This is a genomic window from Rhodopseudomonas julia, assembly GCF_030813515.1.
GTDB lineage: Bacteria > Pseudomonadota > Alphaproteobacteria > Rhizobiales > Afifellaceae > Afifella > Afifella julia.
Window position 1 is genome coordinate 104,248 of sequence record NZ_JAUSUK010000002.1, and the last position, 16,674, is coordinate 120,921.

The 16,674-nt window shown below is 64.4% G+C and carries 17 protein-coding genes and 1 tRNA gene; 15 read left to right on the top strand and 3 right to left on the bottom strand.

Going from position 1 to position 16,674, the window contains the following annotated elements; translation table 11 throughout:
* Positions 1–17 precede the first annotated feature (17 nt).
* The 13 genes from tolB to J2R99_RS09695 all read left to right on the top strand — a co-directional run bounded on the left by tolB (position 18) and on the right by J2R99_RS09695 (position 13,976).
* Positions 18–1,364: a Tol-Pal system beta propeller repeat protein TolB gene (gene tolB / locus J2R99_RS09635; protein ID WP_307154281.1), complete on the top strand. Its 1,347-nt coding sequence runs from the start codon at positions 18–20 to the stop codon at positions 1,362–1,364.
* Between the two features lie 36 nt (positions 1,365–1,400).
* The gene (locus J2R99_RS09640; protein WP_307154282.1) at positions 1,401–2,189 is read left to right on the top strand and encodes a class I SAM-dependent methyltransferase; all 789 of its coding nucleotides are present in this window, start codon (positions 1,401–1,403) and stop codon (positions 2,187–2,189) included.
* Between the two features lie 225 nt (positions 2,190–2,414).
* On the top strand, positions 2,415–2,918 hold the full coding sequence (gene pal, locus J2R99_RS09645) for a peptidoglycan-associated lipoprotein Pal (protein WP_307154283.1): 504 nt from the start codon (positions 2,415–2,417) through the stop codon (positions 2,916–2,918).
* A gap of 140 nt (positions 2,919–3,058) precedes the next feature.
* Positions 3,059–4,036 (top strand): tol-pal system protein YbgF, encoded by a 978-nt coding sequence (gene ybgF / locus J2R99_RS09650; RefSeq protein ID WP_307154284.1) that lies wholly within the window; start codon positions 3,059–3,061, stop codon positions 4,034–4,036.
* The gene (gene tilS / locus J2R99_RS09655; RefSeq protein ID WP_307154285.1) at positions 3,987–5,387 is read left to right on the top strand and encodes a tRNA lysidine(34) synthetase TilS; all 1,401 of its coding nucleotides are present in this window, start codon (positions 3,987–3,989) and stop codon (positions 5,385–5,387) included. Before ybgF ends, tilS begins: the two co-directional genes overlap by 50 nt.
* Before the next feature lie 161 nt (positions 5,388–5,548).
* Positions 5,549–7,465, top strand: a complete 1,917-nt coding sequence (gene ftsH / locus J2R99_RS09660; protein WP_307154286.1) for an ATP-dependent zinc metalloprotease FtsH — start codon at positions 5,549–5,551, stop codon at positions 7,463–7,465.
* Positions 7,466–7,658: 193 nt separating this feature from the next.
* Positions 7,659–8,999, top strand: coding sequence for a phosphoglucosamine mutase (gene glmM, locus J2R99_RS09665; protein WP_307154287.1), 1,341 nt, complete (start codon positions 7,659–7,661; stop codon positions 8,997–8,999).
* Between the two features lie 106 nt (positions 9,000–9,105).
* Positions 9,106–10,386 carry a flavodoxin-dependent (E)-4-hydroxy-3-methylbut-2-enyl-diphosphate synthase gene (ispG, locus tag J2R99_RS09670; RefSeq protein ID WP_307154288.1) on the top strand — a complete coding sequence of 427 codons (1,281 nt, stop codon included), beginning with the start codon at positions 9,106–9,108 and terminating at the stop codon, positions 10,384–10,386.
* Positions 10,376–10,975, top strand: coding sequence for a cytidine/deoxycytidylate deaminase family protein (locus J2R99_RS09675; protein ID WP_307154289.1), 600 nt, complete (start codon positions 10,376–10,378; stop codon positions 10,973–10,975). The genes ispG and J2R99_RS09675 overlap by 11 nt, the downstream gene beginning before the upstream one ends.
* An 18-nt stretch (positions 10,976–10,993) precedes the next feature.
* Positions 10,994–11,956: a transglycosylase SLT domain-containing protein gene (locus tag J2R99_RS09680; RefSeq protein ID WP_307154290.1), complete on the top strand. Its 963-nt coding sequence runs from the start codon at positions 10,994–10,996 to the stop codon at positions 11,954–11,956.
* A complete protein-coding gene (locus J2R99_RS09685) occupies positions 11,953–12,600 on the top strand; it encodes a DNA-3-methyladenine glycosylase family protein (RefSeq protein ID WP_307154291.1) in 648 nt (215 codons plus the stop codon). Before J2R99_RS09680 ends, J2R99_RS09685 begins: the two co-directional genes overlap by 4 nt.
* Positions 12,600–13,262 (top strand): alpha/beta hydrolase, encoded by a 663-nt coding sequence (locus J2R99_RS09690; RefSeq protein ID WP_307154292.1) that lies wholly within the window; start codon positions 12,600–12,602, stop codon positions 13,260–13,262. The genes J2R99_RS09685 and J2R99_RS09690 overlap by 1 nt, the downstream gene beginning before the upstream one ends.
* Before the next feature lie 156 nt (positions 13,263–13,418).
* Entirely contained in the window at positions 13,419–13,976 is a 558-nt protein-coding gene (locus J2R99_RS09695; protein WP_234629020.1) for an HNH endonuclease, read from the top strand.
* A gap of 28 nt (positions 13,977–14,004) precedes the next feature.
* Here the strand turns inward: J2R99_RS09695 and J2R99_RS09700 are convergent, their stop codons facing one another.
* Positions 14,005–14,517 (bottom strand): disulfide bond formation protein B, encoded by a 513-nt coding sequence (locus J2R99_RS09700; protein ID WP_307154293.1) that lies wholly within the window; start codon positions 14,515–14,517, stop codon positions 14,005–14,007.
* Entirely contained in the window at positions 14,517–15,110 is a 594-nt protein-coding gene (locus J2R99_RS09705; RefSeq protein WP_307154294.1) for a YqaA family protein, read from the bottom strand. Before J2R99_RS09705 ends, J2R99_RS09700 begins: the two co-directional genes overlap by 1 nt.
* 266 nt (positions 15,111–15,376) lie before the next feature.
* Between J2R99_RS09705 and J2R99_RS09710 the strand changes: the two genes are divergently transcribed.
* Positions 15,377–15,463, top strand: a tRNA-Leu gene (locus tag J2R99_RS09710).
* 152 nt (positions 15,464–15,615) lie between these two features.
* The gene (locus J2R99_RS09715) at positions 15,616–16,317 is read left to right on the top strand and encodes a Crp/Fnr family transcriptional regulator (RefSeq protein WP_307154295.1); all 702 of its coding nucleotides are present in this window, start codon (positions 15,616–15,618) and stop codon (positions 16,315–16,317) included.
* Between the two features lie 41 nt (positions 16,318–16,358).
* Here the strand turns inward: J2R99_RS09715 and J2R99_RS09720 are convergent, their stop codons facing one another.
* Positions 16,359–16,673, bottom strand: a complete 315-nt coding sequence (locus J2R99_RS09720) for a DUF6522 family protein (protein WP_307154296.1) — start codon at positions 16,671–16,673, stop codon at positions 16,359–16,361.
* Position 16,674 lies beyond the last annotated feature (1 nt).

Genomic DNA, 16,674 nt, shown 5'->3' on the forward strand with positions numbered 1-16,674 from the left:
GACGGAGCTTCACGCCCATGTCCTTTACCGACCGCTTGAGAAGTCGGGCCTTCCCCTTCGCCATCGCCGCGGCGCTCGCCCAGTTTGCGCTGATCGGTGCTCTTGTCGGCAGCGCATCGGCGCAGCTGCGCGTCGACATCACGCGTGGCACGATCCAGCCGATGCCGATCGCCATTCCGTCCTTCGTCGGGACGGGCGGGCAGCCCGATCAGCTCAGCCAGCAGATTTCCGACGTGATCACCGCGGATTTGAAGAATTCGGGGCTGTTCGCCCCGGTCGATCCGGCCGCCTTCATCCAGCCGACGATTCCGCCGGACGTGACGCCCGATTTCGCCAATTGGCGGCCGCTCAACGCGCAGGCCCTCGTGTCCGGGCGGGTCGAAGCGACTGCGGACGGGCGGGTGCAGGCGGAATTCCGGCTGTGGGATATCTTTGCCGGCCGGCAGCTGACGGGTCAGCAATTCGTCGCAAGCCCCGACAATTGGCGGCGGGTGGCGCATATCATCGCCGATGCGATCTATGAGCGCCTGACCGGCGAGAAGGGCTATTTCGACACGCGCATCGTCTTCGTCGACGAATCCGGTTCCAAGGAACGGCGCATCAAGCGGCTCGCCCTGATGGATCAGGACGGCGCCAATGTGCGCTATCTGACCGACGGCAGCGATCTCGTGCTGACCCCGCGCTTCTCGCCCACGCGGCAGGAAATCACCTATGCGGCTCTCTCGGGCGATCAGTGGCAGGTGTTTCTCCTCAATACAGAGAACGGGCAGCGGGAGAAGATCGGCAATTTCTCCAACATGACCTTCTCGCCGCGCTTTTCTCCGGACGGGCAGAAGGTCGTCCTCTCGCTCGCCCAGGGCGGCAATTCCAACATCTATCTGCTTGATCTCAGGAACCGGCAGATGACGCGGCTGACCGATTCGCCGTCGATCGATACGGCACCGTCGTTTTCGCCGGACGGACAGCGCATCGTCTTCGAATCCGACCGGGGTGGCACGCAGCAGCTTTATGTGATGGGCGCCAATGGCGGCCCGGCACAGCGGATCTCCTTCGGACAGGGGCGCTATGCGACCCCCGTATGGTCGCCGCGCGGCGATCTCATCGCCTTCACCAAGCAGGAAGGCGGCCGCTTCGGCATCGGCGTGATGACGCCGGACGGATCCGGCGAGCGCGTCATTACGGAAGGTTTCCACAATGAGGGTCCGACCTGGGCGCCCAACGGCCGCGTCTTGATGTTCTTCCGCGACCAGTCCGGCGGCGCCGGCCCGCAGCTTCTTTCCGTCGACATCACCGGCTACAACGAGCGGGTCGTGCCGACGCCGAATTATGCCTCCGATCCGGCGTGGAGCCCGCTCCTCGATTGATGCTGACAGGCCGGTCCCGGAGGGCAGGCGAATTCCATGAGCTCATATTGCGATGAACGCCTGGCGAGCCTTTACGACCTGCTCAATCCGCCAGGCGAGGATACGCGCTTCTATATTCAGCTCGCCGGGCAGCTGAGAGGGCAGCTCGCCGAGCAGTCCCCGGCTCTGCCTGAAGGGGAGACTGGCGGGCGTGAGGCGGCTCTGGCGATCCTCGACATCGGCTGCGGTACGGGAGCGCTGGCGCGTGCGCTCGCTCGGCGCGGGCACACAGTGACGGCGGCCGATCCGGCGCCGGCGATGCTGGCCGTGGCACGGCGCGGCGCGGGAGCGGAGCGCGTCGATTGGGTGGAGGGTGATGCCACCACCCGTCATACGTCGGCGCCTTTCGACCTTATCCTGATGACCGGACACAGCTTCCAGTGCCTGTTGAGCGACGAGGTCATCGAAGCCACGCTCCAAGCGGTGCGTGCGCAGCTTTCACCGGGCGGCCGGTTCGCTTTCGAAAGCCGCAATCCGGTCGTCGAGGGGTGGCGGCAATGGACGCCCGGGCGCAGCCGTCGCCTCATTCGTCCGATCGGCAGCGCGAGCGTGGAAACCTATCTGTCGCTGGTCTCGGCGGAAGACGACATCATCGCCTACCGCACGCATCTGCGCTTTCCCGGTGAAGAGGAAGTCATCCTGGAAGATCAGTTGCGCTTTACGTCGTGCGATCTTCTCAAGGAGAAGCTCGCTGAGGCCGGTTTTTCGGAGGTGAGCCTCTACGGCTCCTTTGACCGCAGCGACTTCGGCCCGAAGAGCCCGGAGATCATCGTCATCGCCGGATAAGGCCTCGCCAATCGGAAATTGAGGCCTCACGGCTTCGCTTTTGTGGCCGAAAAGGTGCGGTCCCGCCAAGCTTCCGCCGCATTCGGTGGCCACCGCTCTCTTCGGACTTTTTGTTTTGCGTCGCCCGTCTGTCTGCGTTCACGCCTTCTTAACCCTAATCGTTCACTAGGCCTTAACCCTGTCAGGGTTATCAAAGCCCTTCGATTCCACCAGGAGCTTGCGGCGATGAGCTTTCGCCTGAATATCCGCATTCTAGCTGCCGCGTTTGGCGCAGCCCTTCTTCTGACGGCTGGCGGTTGCGCCAACCAGCAAAAGGCGTTGGATCTTGCCGGTTCTGGAGCAGGGGCAGGGGCGGCGACGCCCGGCAGCCCGCAGGACTTCCAGGTCAATGTCGGCGACCGCGTCTTCTTCATCGTCGATTCCTCGTCGCTGACGCCGGAAGCACGGGCGACGCTCGACCGCCAGGCGGCGTGGCTGAACCAGTATCCGAATTACACCGTCACGGTCGAAGGCCATGCCGACGAGCGCGGCACGCGCGAATACAACCTCGCCCTCGGCGCTCGGCGCGCGGCCGCAACCCGCGATTATCTCGCCTCGCGCGGCATCAATCCCGGCCGCATGCGCACGATTTCCTACGGCAAGGAGCGTCCGGTCGCGGTCTGCGATGCGGCCTCGTGCTGGAACCAGAATCGCCGAGCGGTGACGGTGGTGGGCGGCGCCGGCAGCTGATCGCCGTCGCAACCCTGCCACAGAGGTTAAGAAAAGGCGGCCCCGGCCGCCTTTTTTGCGTTCTTGTCACAAGTGTCGAAGTTTGGCCGAATTGATCTGGAGGTGGTGGAGCCTCACTCAGTCATGCTAGCGACCTTGTCATGAGCGGACGTATTCTTTTTGTTTTTGCCGGCCTTCTCCTTTTCCCGGGTCTTGCCCAGGCACAGAGCCCGCAGGAGATCGGCCAGATGCGGCTCTACATCCAGCAGCTGGAAGAGCGGGTGCGCCAGCTGACCGGCGAGGTGGAGCAGCTTCAGCACGAGCTTCAGGTCACCCGCCGCCAGGCCGGCATCGCCGGTCCGCCGCAAGGCGGCGAAGATGCCCCAATGGATCAGAGCTTCGGCTGGAACGACGGCCAAGCCGGCGCGCAGCCGAATGGCGGCCAGCAATTCGGAACGGGCATCGGCAATGCCGGCCCCACGTATGGCGGAGCCGTGGGCGGCAGCGTCAATCCTTCGAACAATTCCAGCAGCGTGGCGGGCGCGCCACCCCAGGATCTCGGGACGTTCGGCATCTCGCCGGATGATCCGCGTATTGCGCAGGATGGCGCGGGCGGCTTCGATGCCGGCGCTCCGATCGACCTGTCGACGCTTGCGGGCGGCGGCCCGGAGGGGCCTGCCCCGGCAGTCGGTCCGACCAATGACATGGGCACCGGGGCCGAACAGCCTCAGGGGCCGGCGCTTGCCTCCCTGTCCGGCGATCCGCGGCAGGATTACGATTTCGCCTATGGCTATATCCTGACCGGCGATTATTCCGAGGCGGAGCGGAGTTTCGCCGCCTGGCTGGAGCGTTTCCCCAACGAGGCTCAGGCAAACGACGCACGCTTCTGGCTGGGCGAAAGTCAGCTGCAGCAGAACAAGGACAGGGCGGCGGCCAATACGTTCCTGGAGCTTTACAAGACCGCTCCAAAGAGCCGAAAGGCGCCGGACGCTCTGATGAAGCTCGGCATCGCTCTTGCCGCGCTCGGCGAAAAGGACGCTGCCTGTGCCACCTTCGACGAAGTCGGCCGCAAATATCCGGACGCGTCCGGTGCGCTCACCAACCGCGTTGCAGCAGAAGCTAAGCGCGCCGGCTGCTGAGGACGCGATCGATGCGGCCGAGGCCGAGCCGCTTCTTCGCGAATGGCTCGATCGGGGAGCGCTGATCGCGGTCTCCGGCGGTCCGGATTCGATGGCGCTCATGGCGCTCGCGGCAGAGATCGCCGCGCATCGCGGGGCCCCGGCGCCGCAGGTCTTCACCTTCGACCACGGCCTGCGGGCCGAGAGCGCGGCCGAAGCGACGATGGTGGGGGAGGTGTGCGCTCGGCTTCACCTCCGGCACCATGTGCACCGCTGGCCGGAGGCGGAACGGCCGCACAGCGGGATTGCGGCAGCCGCTCGACTGGCACGCTATGCGGCGGCCATCGACGTGGCGATGAGGACGGGCTGCCGTGCCATCCTGACGGCCCATCACGCCGACGATCAGGCCGAGACGGTGCTGATGCGCATGGCACGTACCGCAGAGCCGCGCGCGCTCAAGGGGATCGAACCGGAATTGAGGCGCGAGGGCTGGCCGACGATCGCGCGACCGTTTCTGCAGGTGTCGAAAGCCCGGCTGCGTGTGAGCGCGAAGGCTCTCAAGCTGCCGTTTTGTGATGATCCGACGAATTCTGATCCCGCACAGGAGCGGGCGCGGGTACGCATTGCCGCGCCGGAGCTTTGTGCGATCGGGCTGACAGCGGAACGACTTTCCGCCTTCGCCGCGCGTGAAGGGGACATCCACGCGGTTTTCGAGCGCGTGGCCCTGCAGGCTGCCGAAAACGCCCAGGTGAGCGAGGCCGGCGTAATCACGATTTTGCGACCGGTTTCGGTGCGCCGGGGGATGGATTTCGAAGCCTGGCTGGCTTTGCTGCGGCGCCTTTTGATGGCCGCCTCGGGAAGCGTGGCGACGCCCTCGCGAGAGGCCCTCGTTTCGCTCGAGGAAAGGACGACAGACGGCGCGATGGGGGCGCGCGGGCGCCCGCTCGCGGTGACGCTGCACGGGGCGCGCCTGCGTTTCAGCGACGATCGTCTTGTCGTCAGCCGCGAATGGGGTCGGCAGGGGCCGGCGGATCGCGCCCTCAAAGCCGGGCGCGATGTCGTCTTCGACGGGCGCTATATCGTCGCGCCGCATGCGTTCGCCGGGGAAGGCGTGCGTCTTCGCGGCTTCGGATGGTGCGGCCGCGGCAATGAGTTCGAGCGCGCATTGCCGGCACTCTTTGCGCAGGAAACCTGCGTCGCCGTTCCGGCTCACCTTGCGGCCAAGGCGGATGCCGGATGCCGCACAGATCTCGGCATTCGACAAATTGTCGAAGAACGGCTCTGCGATCCCCATATTGGAGGTCTCTACGATCGGCTGATGGTGGAAAACCGCTTGCCGCCAAGACCGGCCGAGATGCACAATATCAATTAGTTGAGCGGCGAAAGGCCACGTCGCCTTGCCGGAAGCTGGCGTTTGCGGGCCGCGCTCCGTTTCTGTGCCTTCACATCAACCCCCTCGCAACCTATCTAGGGGATGTTTGACGGGACGCCCTCACGGATCCGGCGCCGGAAGCGCCATCGGGGAAAGCCAGAATGAACCAGAATTTCCGGAATTTCGCGCTGTGGATCGTGATCCTGCTCCTCTTGGTGGCGCTCTTTAACTTGTTTCAGAGCCCGTCTCGCCAGGGGACGACGCAGGAAATCACATATTCGCAGTTCCGCAGCGAAGCGATCGACGGCAACATCAAGAACGTCACGATCAGCGGCCAGCAGATTACTGGCACCTATAGCGACGGCAAGCGCTTTACCACTTACGCGCCGGACAACTCAGAATATGTGACGCTGCTTGAAGAAAAGGGTGTCACGATCAAAGCCGAGCCAGACGAGAACGAGATGTCGTTCTTCTCGGTGCTGATTTCCTGGTTCCCGATGCTGCTCCTCATCGCCGTGTGGATCTTCTTCATGCGACAGATGCAAGGCGCTGGCGGAAGAGCCATGGGCTTCGGCAAGTCCAAGGCAAAGCTTCTGACGGAAGCGCATGGCCGCGTGACCTTCGAGGACGTGGCTGGCGTCGACGAAGCCAAGGAGGATCTGGAGGAGATCGTGGAATTTCTGCGCGATCCGCAGAAATTCCAGCGGCTCGGTGGCCGTATTCCCCGTGGCGTTCTGCTCGTCGGACCTCCGGGAACCGGTAAGACGCTGATCGCCCGCGCCGTGGCGGGTGAGGCGGGCGTTCCCTTCTTCACCATCTCGGGTTCCGACTTCGTCGAGATGTTCGTGGGCGTCGGCGCGAGCCGCGTGCGCGACATGTTCGAACAGGCGAAGAAGAATGCGCCTTGCATCATCTTCATCGACGAAATCGACGCCGTTGGCCGGCACCGTGGCGCAGGTCTCGGCGGCGGCAACGACGAGCGCGAGCAGACGCTCAACCAGCTCCTCGTCGAGATGGACGGCTTCGAGGCGAACGAAGGCATCATTCTGATCGCCGCGACGAACCGTCCGGACGTGCTCGACCCCGCGCTCCTGCGGCCGGGCCGCTTCGACCGCCAGGTCGTGGTGCCGAACCCGGATGTCGTCGGCCGCGAGAAGATCCTGAAGGTGCATGCGCGCAAAGTGCCGCTCGCACCGGACGTGAACCTCAAGACGGTGGCGCGCGGTACGCCGGGCTTCTCCGGTGCCGATCTCATGAACCTCGTGAACGAGGCGGCGCTGCTTGCGGCACGACGCGGCAAGCGGCTCGTGACGATGCTCGAGTTTGAAGACGCCAAGGACAAGGTGATGATGGGTGCCGAACGGCGCACGCTCGTCATGACCGAGGACGAGAAGCGGCTGACGGCCTATCACGAGGGCGGCCACGCCATCGTGGCGCTCAACGTGCCGTCGACCGATCCCGTGCATAAGGCGACGATCATCCCGCGCGGACGTGCGCTCGGCATGGTCATGCAGCTGCCGGAGCGCGATCAGCTCTCCATGACCTACCAGCAGATGACCTCGCGGCTCGCCATCATGATGGGCGGTCGCGTGGCCGAGGAGATCACCTTCGGGCATGACCGGGTCACCTCGGGCGCTGCCTCCGATATCGAGCAGGCGACGAAGCTTGCGCGAGCGATGGTGACACGCTGGGGTTTCTCCGACGAGCTCGGTCGCGTCGCTTACGGCGACAATCAGGAAGAGGTGTTTCTCGGCCATTCCGTGGCGCGGCAGCAGAACATCTCCGAGCAGACGGCGCAGAAGATCGACCGCGAGGTTCGCCGTCTCGTCGACGAAGGTTACGACAAGGCGCGGGAGATCCTGACCACGCAACACGACCAGCTGGAAACGCTGGCGCAGGGGCTCTTGGAGTTCGAAACCCTGTCGGGCGAAGAAATCCGCGCACTCCTCAATGGCAAGCGTCCGGTGCGCGAAGATCCAAGCGACGATCTTCCGCCGGCGAAGGGCTCGGCCGTGCCCACCACGGGTTCACGGCCGCGTCCGGGCAGCGATGGTGGCCTGGAGCCGCAGCCCACGTGATGCGTTCACCGCCCTTTGCAGTCATGCTTCAGAGGCGCTGACACATTCGTATACACAAAGTGAGGCCCGGAGAACGCTCCGGGCCTTTATTGTTCCTTGAGAAAAATGCTGCACCCTGCCGTCTTTAGGCCGGTGCAGACCGACGAGCCGGAGCGCGAGCGACCGCGCAGCGCAGGAGAGGGCGCAGGCAAGAATGACACGAAGCTATTTCGGAACGGACGGCATCCGCGGCACAGCGAATGCCTTCCCGATGACGCCGGAGATCGCCATGAAAGTGGCGCAGGCGATCGGTCTCTATTACCGCAACGGCCATCGTCAGCGCGTCGTCATCGGCAAGGATACGAGGCTCTCCGGCTATATGCTGGAAAATGCGCTGGTCGCGGGCTTCACGTCTGTCGGCGTCGACGTGTTTCTGCTCGGGCCGATCCCGACGCCGGCCGTTGCCATGCTGACGCGCTCCATGCGCGCCGATTACGGCGTCATGATCTCCGCTTCGCACAATCCCTTCGACGACAACGGCATCAAGATTTTCGGGCCGGAAGGTTTCAAGCTCTCCGACGAGGTCGAAGTCGCAATCGAAGAGCTCGTCGAATCCGATCTGTCGCGCCGGCTTGCCGGCCCGCGTGAACTCGGCCGCGCCAAGCGCGTCGACGGGGTGGTCGACCGCTATATCGAATTCGCCAAGCGCACGCTGCCGCGCCACCTCGACTTCGACGGGCTGCGGGTGGTCATCGATTGCGCCAACGGTGCCGCCTACAAATCCGCTCCGAACGTTCTGTGGGAACTCGGCGCGGAAGTCATCCCGATCGGCATCGAGCCGGACGGCTTCAACATCAACCGCGATGTCGGCTCCACCGCGCCGGCGGCGCTCGCCCGCAAGGTGCACGAGGTCCGCGCCGATCTCGGCATCGCGCTCGACGGCGATGCAGACCGCGTCGTCATCGTCGATGAAAAGGGCAACGAGGTCGACGGCGACCAGCTGATGGCCGTCGTGGCGTCGTACTGGCAGGCTGAGGAACGGCTGGCCGGGAACGGCATCGTCGCCACCATCATGTCCAATCTCGGCCTGGAACGCTTTCTCGGAGGGCTCGGCCTGTCGCTGGCGCGCACGCCGGTCGGTGACCGCTATGTCTCGGAATATATGCGCCAGCACGGCTTCAATGTCGGCGGCGAGCAATCCGGCCATATCATCCTGTCGGATTATACGACGACGGGCGACGGCCTGGTGGCCGCGCTGCAGGTTCTCGCCGTCGTCTGCAAGGAGGCCAAGCCGGTCAGCGAAGTCTGCCATCGTTTCGAGCCCGTACCCCAGGTGAAGAAGAACATCCGCTACAAGGGCAATCTGCCGCTGGAGCAGGAGCAGGTGCAGAAGCTCATCATCGCGGCGCAGACGAAGCTCGGAAATTCCGGGCGTCTCGTCATTCGCCCCTCGGGCACGGAGCCCGTGATCCGTGTGATGGGCGAGGGCGATGACCGCGATGTCGTCAACTCCGTGGTCGACGATATCGTCTCCGTGTTGCAGACTGCGGCCTGAGCGCGCAATTCTTGCAAAGCTGCCATTCCCTTATGGCTTGCGACACAAGGACGGCGCGACGCAAACGACGTTGACTTCCAGGAACGATTTCGCCACGAGTTCGCGCATGCAAGAACGTCCGAGCCTTAGCGATTTCGCGCTGCCCGCAGGCCCCGCTCAGCGGCGCCAGTCGGTTGCCGTCAACGTCGGCGGTGTGATGGTCGGAAGCGATCATCCGATCGCCGTCCAATCCATGACCAACACCGATACGGCCGATATCGATGCGACCGTTGCACAGGTGATAGCGCTGGCCAGGGCCGGCTCCGAACTGGTGCGGGTCACCGTCGATCGCGAGGAGGCGGCCGCGGCCGTCCCGCATATTCGCGACAAGGTGCGCGCGGCCGGCATCGACGTGCCTTTGATCGGCGATTTCCATTATATCGGCCACAAGCTTCTGGCCGAATATCCGGGCTGCGCCGAGGCGCTCGACAAATACCGCATCAATCCGGGCAATGTCGGCTTCCGCAAGAAGCGGGTGAGCCAGTTCGATGCGATCATCGAGACGGCGCTGCGCTACGACAAGCCGGTTCGGATCGGCGTCAATTGGGGCTCGCTCGACCAGGAGCTTCTGACGCTCCTCATGGATGAGAACGGCCGCCAGGCGCATCCGATCTCCGCCACTGCGGTGATGCGCGAGGCGATGGTGCGGTCCGCGCTTCTGTCCGCCGGGCGTGCCGAAGAGATCGGCATGCCGCGCGACAAGATCATTCTGTCGGCGAAAGTCTCCGACGTTCAGCAGCTCATCACCGTCTACCGCATGCTGGCGCAGCGCTGCGATTACGCGCTGCATCTCGGCCTGACGGAAGCCGGCATGAGCTCCAAGGGACTGATCGCCTCCTCGGCCGCCATGGGCATCCTGCTGCAGGAAGGCATCGGCGACACGATCCGCTATTCGCTGACGCCGGAGCCGGGCGGCGACCGCTCGCTCGAGGTGAAAGCGTGCCAGGAGCTCCTGCAGAGCATGGGCTTCCGCCAGTTCCTGCCGATCGTCTCGGCATGCCCCGGATGCGGGCGCACGACCTCATCGCTCTTCCAGGAGCTTGCACGCGACATCCAAAACCACATCGCCGCGCGCATGCCCGTCTGGAAAGAGACTTATCCGGGCGTTGAGGCCATGTCGGTTGCCGTGATGGGCTGTGTGGTCAACGGACCGGGTGAATCCAAGCACGCCGATATCGGGATCTCGTTGCCGGGCACGGGCGAGCAGCCGGCCGCGCCGGTCTTCATCGACGGCGAGAAGGCGACAACCTTGCGCGGGCCGAAGCTTGCGGAAGATTTCACCGCGCTCGTCGAAGACTATGTTGCGCGCCGCTATGGCGGTGCCGCCCGGCAGGACGATGCGGCCTGAGGCGGAGCGCCTCGCGGATCGTTTTCTCGAGGTCATCGAGACCGATATCCTGCCGTTGACGGAGGCGGGGGTCGCCGCCGGCAACAAAGTGTTCGGCGCGGCGATCCTCAAGAAATCCGATTATTCTCTGGTCGTTGCCGCCTCCAACCAGGAGCGGACGAACCCGCTCTTTCATGGCGAGGTGGCAGCCCTCAACGCCTTCTACCGATTGCCGGATGCGACGCGTCCGGCGACCGCCGATTGCCTGTTTCTCGCCACGCACGAGCCCTGTTCGCTGTGTCTTTCGGCGATCACCTGGGCGGGCTTCGACAATTTCACCTATCTCTTTCCCTACGAGGTGACGCGCGACGCCTTTGCGATCCCGCACGACCTCGCCATCCTCAAGGAAGTCTTCGGGATCAAGGACGGGGCCTATCGCGGCACCAATGCCTTCTGGACCGCGACGGCGCTCGTCGAACTGATCGATGCCTCATCCGATGATGCGCAGGTCGCCTTCGCCGAGCGGGTCGCGCGGATCAAAGACGCGTATCAGCGGCTTTCGAGCGCCTATCAGGCGGAAAAGTTGGGCTCCGGTATCGCGCTTTCCTGAAAGAGGCCTCCGGCGCCCTTGCGCGCGGCAGACGACGGTCCAAATTTCCGCCCGGATCCGGTTGAAGATTTCGGGGCGATGCGGCATTTCGGCAAAACACTTCTGGCTTTCGCGATCGTGGGGCTTTCGGCACCACGGGCGATCGCGTGGGAGGAAGGTGCCGTCGTCGGCATAGGGCCGCCGGCGAAGGTGCCGCCCGCCTTCGAAAAAGTTGCAGCCGAACCGGAGGCCATCTGCGCGTCGATCGAGTTGCAGGCAAAACGTTTCGGGCTCGATGCCGCTTATTTCGCCCGGCTCATCTTCAAGGAAAGCCGGTTTGACGCCGGGGCCGTCAGCCCGAAAGGCGCTGAAGGCATCGCCCAATTCATGCCGGCGACGGCGCGGGCGCGCGGCCTTGTCGATTCCTTCGACATTGCCCCGGCGCTCTATCATTCGGCCTCGTATCTGCGCGAAAACTGGAGCCTCTTCGGCAATTGGGGATTGGCGGCGGCGGCCTACAATGCCGGGCCCAACCGTGTGAGAAGCTGGCTTGCGGGTGACAGCGGCCTTCCTTTCGAGACGCAGAACTTCGTTCTCTCAATCACCGGCGAGCCGGCTGAACGCTGGAAGGAGAGAGCGGCAGAGCTCGGTGATCTCAGCCTCGACCCGGATCTCTCCTTCCTGGAGGCGTGTCGGAAGCTGCCGGCGGCGCGCACCAGCCCGCGCATGGCGATCGCCTCCGGCGATTGGAAACCCTGGGGCGCACAGGTCGCGGGGAGTTTCTCTCAGGCGGCGGCTCTGTCGCAATTTCAAAGGCTGAAGGGGCGCTATGCTTCGCTCTTCGGCGACGAGCCGCCTATGGTCGTGCGGGCGAAGACGCCGGCGCGCGGCCGTGCCTCGATCTATGCCGTGAGGCTCGGAGCCGACAGCAAGGCGGAGGCGAGCCGGATTTGCGACCGACTTCGTGCCAAGGGAGGGGCCTGCGTGGTGATGAAGAATTGAGCCGCATCGACAGCGCCGAGGATATCGCCGAAGGCCTCGCCCAACTCACCCGCATCGACGAACGGCTGGTGCCGGTGGTGGCACTTGCCGGCGACGTGCCGTTGCGCCGCCATCACGGCGGCTATGAAGGGCTCGCCTCCATCATCGTGGCGCAGCAGGTCTCCAAGGCGGCAGCCGATAGCATCTGGCGACGTCTTGCCGACAAGCTTCAGGAGGTCGGGCCGCACACGGTGCTCGCCGCCGACGAGGAAGAGCTACGGCTTTGCGGCCTGTCGCGGCCGAAGATCCGCACGCTGCGGCGGCTTGCCGAGAGCTGTATCGCCGATTTCCGCTTCGAGGGGCTGGAAGACCTGCCGGCGGAGGAGGCGATCGCCGAGATGACGGCGCTTCACGGCGTCGGGCGCTGGACGGCCGAGGTCTATCTGCTCTTCTGCTGCGGCCATCGGGACATCTTCCCAGCCGGCGACATTGCGTTGCAAAATGCCGTGCGTCACGCCTTTGCGGCGGCGGAGCGGCCGTCGGAAAAGGAATTGCGGGGGATCGCTGAAGCCTGGTCGCCCTGGCGCGGCGTCGCCGCCCGCCTGTTCTGGCGCTACTACGCCGTCACTACCAAAAAAGACGTACTTCCTCTCGGAGATTCCTGATGCCTTTAACCCTTCTCGACGGACCGCGAATCGCCCCAGCCTCGGGAGGCGCGGCAAAAAGTCTCGTCGTCTTCCTTCATGGCTTCGGCGCGGACGGCAACGACCTCATCGCGATCGGTCGCGAATGGGCGCGGGTTCTGCCCGATACCGCCTTCGTCGCCCCGCACGCGCCGGAGCCGTGCGCGGCCGCGCCGATGGGTCGGCAATGGTTCGACCTCACCCGCCAGAACCCGGAAGTCTATAAACTCGGTGTGGCAGAGGCGGCGCCTTCGCTCGACCGTTTCCTCGATCAGGAAATGCAGCGGGTCGGCGTCGACGAGACGAAGACGGCGCTCGTTGGCTTTTCGCAGGGCACGATGATGGCGCTCCATGTCGGGCCGCTGCGTCCGAAAAAGCTAGCTGGTATCGTGGGTTTCTCCGGTCTTCTCGCCGACAAGGCGGCGATCGCGGCGCCCGAGGCGCAGAAGCCGCCGGTGCTTCTCGTGCATGGCGATAGCGACCAGCTCATCCCGGTGCAGGCGCTCTTCATGGCGAATGAGGGGCTGACGGAAGCGAAGATCCCCGTCGAATGGCATATCAGCCAGGGGATCGGCCACGGTATCGGGCCGGACGGGCTCAGCCTGGCGCAGCAGTTCCTGCAGCGGGTGCTCGGCGCCGCCTGAGCCGCTCCCAACACGCAAGCGCTGCCTCTTCGCGGCGCTTGCGCGATCCTTATTCGCCGACGTGACAGATGAGCTTCACAAGCGTGTCACAGAGCGTATAGACTATGCGCGCGACTAAGAGGAGGCCGTTGAATTCGATGGCATTAGCGCAGCGCCATGACGATACACGTCTCGCCTAACGCGCATCCCGCACTCGTTCTGAACGCCGATTACCGGCCGCTCAGCTATTACCCTTTGTCGCTCTGGTCGTGGCAGGACGCCATCAAGGCGGTGTTTCTCGATCGGGTGAACATCGTCTCCGAATACGACTTTCAGATCCGAAGTCCGAGCTTCTCCATGAAGCTTCCTTCCGTCGTATCCTTGAAGACCTACATCAAGCCTTCCCGAAATCCCGCCTTCACACGCTTCAACGTCTTTCTCCGCGACCGCTTCGAATGCGCCTATTGCGGGTCGCCCGACGATCTCACCTTCGACCATGTGATCCCGCGCTCGAAGGGCGGCCAGACCACCTGGACCAATGTCATCACCGCCTGCGCGCCGTGCAATCTGAAGAAGAGCAACAAGAGCTGCGAAGAGATCAAGATCTGGCCGCGGCATATGCCGTTCGAGCCGACGACCTACGATCTGCATCGCAACGGCCGGCTCTTCCCGCCGAACTACCTGCACGAAAGCTGGATGGATTATCTCTACTGGGATACCGAGCTGGAGCCGTAAGCCGCTTCGGCGTTCGATCGTTCCTGCCTCAGCGTCGCGCCGCCAGCGTCCGGTAAAGCGCGTAAACCGTCAGCGCGACAAGGAACAGCGAGGCGACCGCATTCCAGCCAGCGAAGGAGAGGCCGAAGAGGTGCCACAGCGCCTCGTCACAGCTCGGCCCCGACACGCCGCCCTGCAGGGAATTGAACATCGACGCGGCATCGCCCGGACCGCCCGTCTGCACGCAGGTGTCCGGCCCTTTCCACCAGTGATATTCGACGCCGGCATGGTGCACGCCGAGCCCTAAGCTGACGGCCCAGATGACTGCGAGAACGCCGAAAAGAGCCGCGAGGAGGCCGCGGGGCGCGCTCCGCCAGGCCGCCAGCACCGTCACCAGCGTGATCGGCAGAGCGACGTAATAGGGCAGGCGCTCGCGCAGGCAGAGCGCACAGGGCTGATAGCCCGCGATATGTTCAAAGCCGAGTGCGGTCAAAATGGTGGCGCCCGCCGCCAGAAAGAGGAGGAGGGCCAGAAGGCGCAGGGTGCGATCGTTTGCAGCCATCAATGTGAGCCTGGCAGGATGTATTTGATGATGATGAAGCCTCCCACCAAGAGCAGCAGGAAGACGGTGAAGACGAGCCCGAGCCGCTTTTCGATGAAGGTTCTGATCGGCGGCCCGAAGGCATAAAGGAGCCCGGCGACGGCGAAGAAGCGGATGCCGCGGGCGATGACGCTCGCCACCATGAAGACGACGAGCGACAAATGTGTGGCGCCCGAGGCGATGGTGATCACTTTGTAAGGAAAGGGCGTGACACCGGCGATCAAGACGGCCCAGGCGCCCCATTCGTTGTACTTGGCGGCAAATGCCTCGAAGGCATCGCCATAGCCGTAGAAGGCGAGAATGGGCGCCGCGACGGCCTGATAGAGAAAGGCGCCGATGAGATAGCCGAAGAGGCCGCCGATGACGGAGGCGAGGGTCGCGACGGTCGCGTAATACCAGGCCTTGGACCGGTCGGCGAGGATCATCGGGATGAGAAGCGCGTCCGGCGGTATCGGAAAAATCGAGCTCTCGACGAAGGAGACACCGGCGAGCGCGGCCGTCGCATGGCGGCTCGCGGCGAGGTTCATCGTCCAATCATAGAGGGCGCGAAGCATGGATTTGACCGGTCGGGGAGTGACGAGCGCCCAGCCTTATCACCTTCCGCTACGGCGCGCTCAAGCCCTAACTTGGGGATGGCGAATTTCGAGCCGATGCCTTCACGCTGCTGAGACAGGGACACCGCCCGTTTGGTTTTCCCGGCATCACTTTCTTTGCCGTTCCGGGCGCGATCATGTGGAAGACCATCTTGCGCTGACGGCCGGCAACGCCTAAGCATCTGCGCGGATTTCCGGATGCCCTTCGCGGGTCGGCCGGAACCCTTGCGGGCGTGGCGGAACTGGTAGACGCGCTGGACTCAAAATCCAGTTCTGGTGACAGAGTGTCGGTTCGATTCCGACCGCCCGCACCATCCTCTCTCTCTCAGACCCTCAGAGCTTTGTCGCGCCGCCTGGCGCCGATGCGGATGAACCATCTGGCGCGGCACGACTTTTTACCGTGCAACGAAGCTCGCGATAAGCTCTGGTGATGTCTGTCGCGGCGCACGCCGATGCCGGAGGAAGAATGCCCGCCCCACATCTCGATCGCTCGCTGGTGAAAGATCTCGGCGTCTTTGCAACGCTTTCAGACGAGGATCTCGATGCGGTCCTCGCCTCGGCCACGACGCGGCGGATTCCGATCAACACCGCGGTCTTCAATCAGGGCGATCCGGCGGGAGAGTTTTTTGCCCTCTTGCATGGGCGCCTCAAGGTGACGCAGTCGACGCCCGACGGGCAGCAGATCGTCGTGCGCCACGTCAATCCGGGCGATATTTTCGGCATCGCCAAGGCCATCCGCCGGGCGGATTATCCGGGAACGGCGACGGCGGTGGCCGACAGCCTGACGCTCGCCTGGCCGATGAGCCAGTGGGAGATGCTCGTGGCGCGCTGTCCGGCGCTTGCCGTCAATGCGCTGGCGACGGTCGGGCAACGGCTCCAGGACGCTCATACGCGCATCCGCGAACTTTCCACCGAAGAGGTGGAGCGGCGCGTCGCACATGCCCTTCTGCGCCTCGTCAAGCAGGCGGGCCGCAAGACGGATGAAGGCGTTCTGATCGACTTTCCGATCACCCGGCAGGACGTGGCGGAAATGACCGGCACGACGCTGCACACGGTGAGCCGGCTTTTGAGCGCCTGGGAGGCGAAGGGCCTCGTCTCGAGCGGCCGCAAGAAGATCGTGGTGTGCGATCCGCATGCCCTCGTCGTCATCGCCGAGGGGACCGAATAGCGCCGAGGACGCCGAATAGCGGGGACGAAACCCGCCTCGTCTTATTGAGGTGCCCTGGGGCTGTGGGCCGCCGCGAGGTCGGTGAGCGTGAAGCAGGTCCGGCGGAGGAGATGTCCGTCCTCGTCGACCACGAAGGTCGCGCGCCGGTCGTGATGGAAGAAGACGAGCCGGAAGGTGCCGGCGTCGCGGTCCTGGCCACGTTCGAGCCGGCTCTTGATCTCGCCCTGGCGCATGAGCGTGCGCACCTCTTCGACGTCGAGCGCGAAGGCATCGGCGAGAAGGCCGGCATCGATGTCGAAGCCCTGATCGGTGCGTGTGATCGTCTTGCCGGTCTCGGCGTGATTTCTCGTGTGCATG

Coding starts and splice junctions, on each gene's coding strand:
- tolB (WP_307154281.1), top strand. CDS start 18: ATGTCCTTTACCGACCGCTTGAGAAGTCGGGCCTTCCCCTTCGCCATC.
- J2R99_RS09640 (WP_307154282.1), top strand. CDS start 1,401: ATGAGCTCATATTGCGATGAACGCCTGGCGAGCCTTTACGACCTGCTC.
- pal (WP_307154283.1), top strand. CDS start 2,415: ATGAGCTTTCGCCTGAATATCCGCATTCTAGCTGCCGCGTTTGGCGCA.
- ybgF (WP_307154284.1), top strand. CDS start 3,059: ATGAGCGGACGTATTCTTTTTGTTTTTGCCGGCCTTCTCCTTTTCCCG.
- ftsH (WP_307154286.1), top strand. CDS start 5,549: ATGAACCAGAATTTCCGGAATTTCGCGCTGTGGATCGTGATCCTGCTC.
- glmM (WP_307154287.1), top strand. CDS start 7,659: ATGACACGAAGCTATTTCGGAACGGACGGCATCCGCGGCACAGCGAAT.
- ispG (WP_307154288.1), top strand. CDS start 9,106: ATGCAAGAACGTCCGAGCCTTAGCGATTTCGCGCTGCCCGCAGGCCCC.
- J2R99_RS09675 (WP_307154289.1), top strand. CDS start 10,376: ATGCGGCCTGAGGCGGAGCGCCTCGCGGATCGTTTTCTCGAGGTCATC.
- J2R99_RS09690 (WP_307154292.1), top strand. CDS start 12,600: ATGCCTTTAACCCTTCTCGACGGACCGCGAATCGCCCCAGCCTCGGGA.
- J2R99_RS09695 (WP_234629020.1), top strand. CDS start 13,419: ATGACGATACACGTCTCGCCTAACGCGCATCCCGCACTCGTTCTGAAC.
- J2R99_RS09700 (WP_307154293.1), bottom strand. CDS start 14,517: ATGGCTGCAAACGATCGCACCCTGCGCCTTCTGGCCCTCCTCCTCTTT.
- J2R99_RS09705 (WP_307154294.1), bottom strand. CDS start 15,110: ATGCTTCGCGCCCTCTATGATTGGACGATGAACCTCGCCGCGAGCCGC.
- J2R99_RS09715 (WP_307154295.1), top strand. CDS start 15,616: ATGCCCGCCCCACATCTCGATCGCTCGCTGGTGAAAGATCTCGGCGTC.
- J2R99_RS09720 (WP_307154296.1), bottom strand. CDS start 16,673: ATGCACACGAGAAATCACGCCGAGACCGGCAAGACGATCACACGCACC.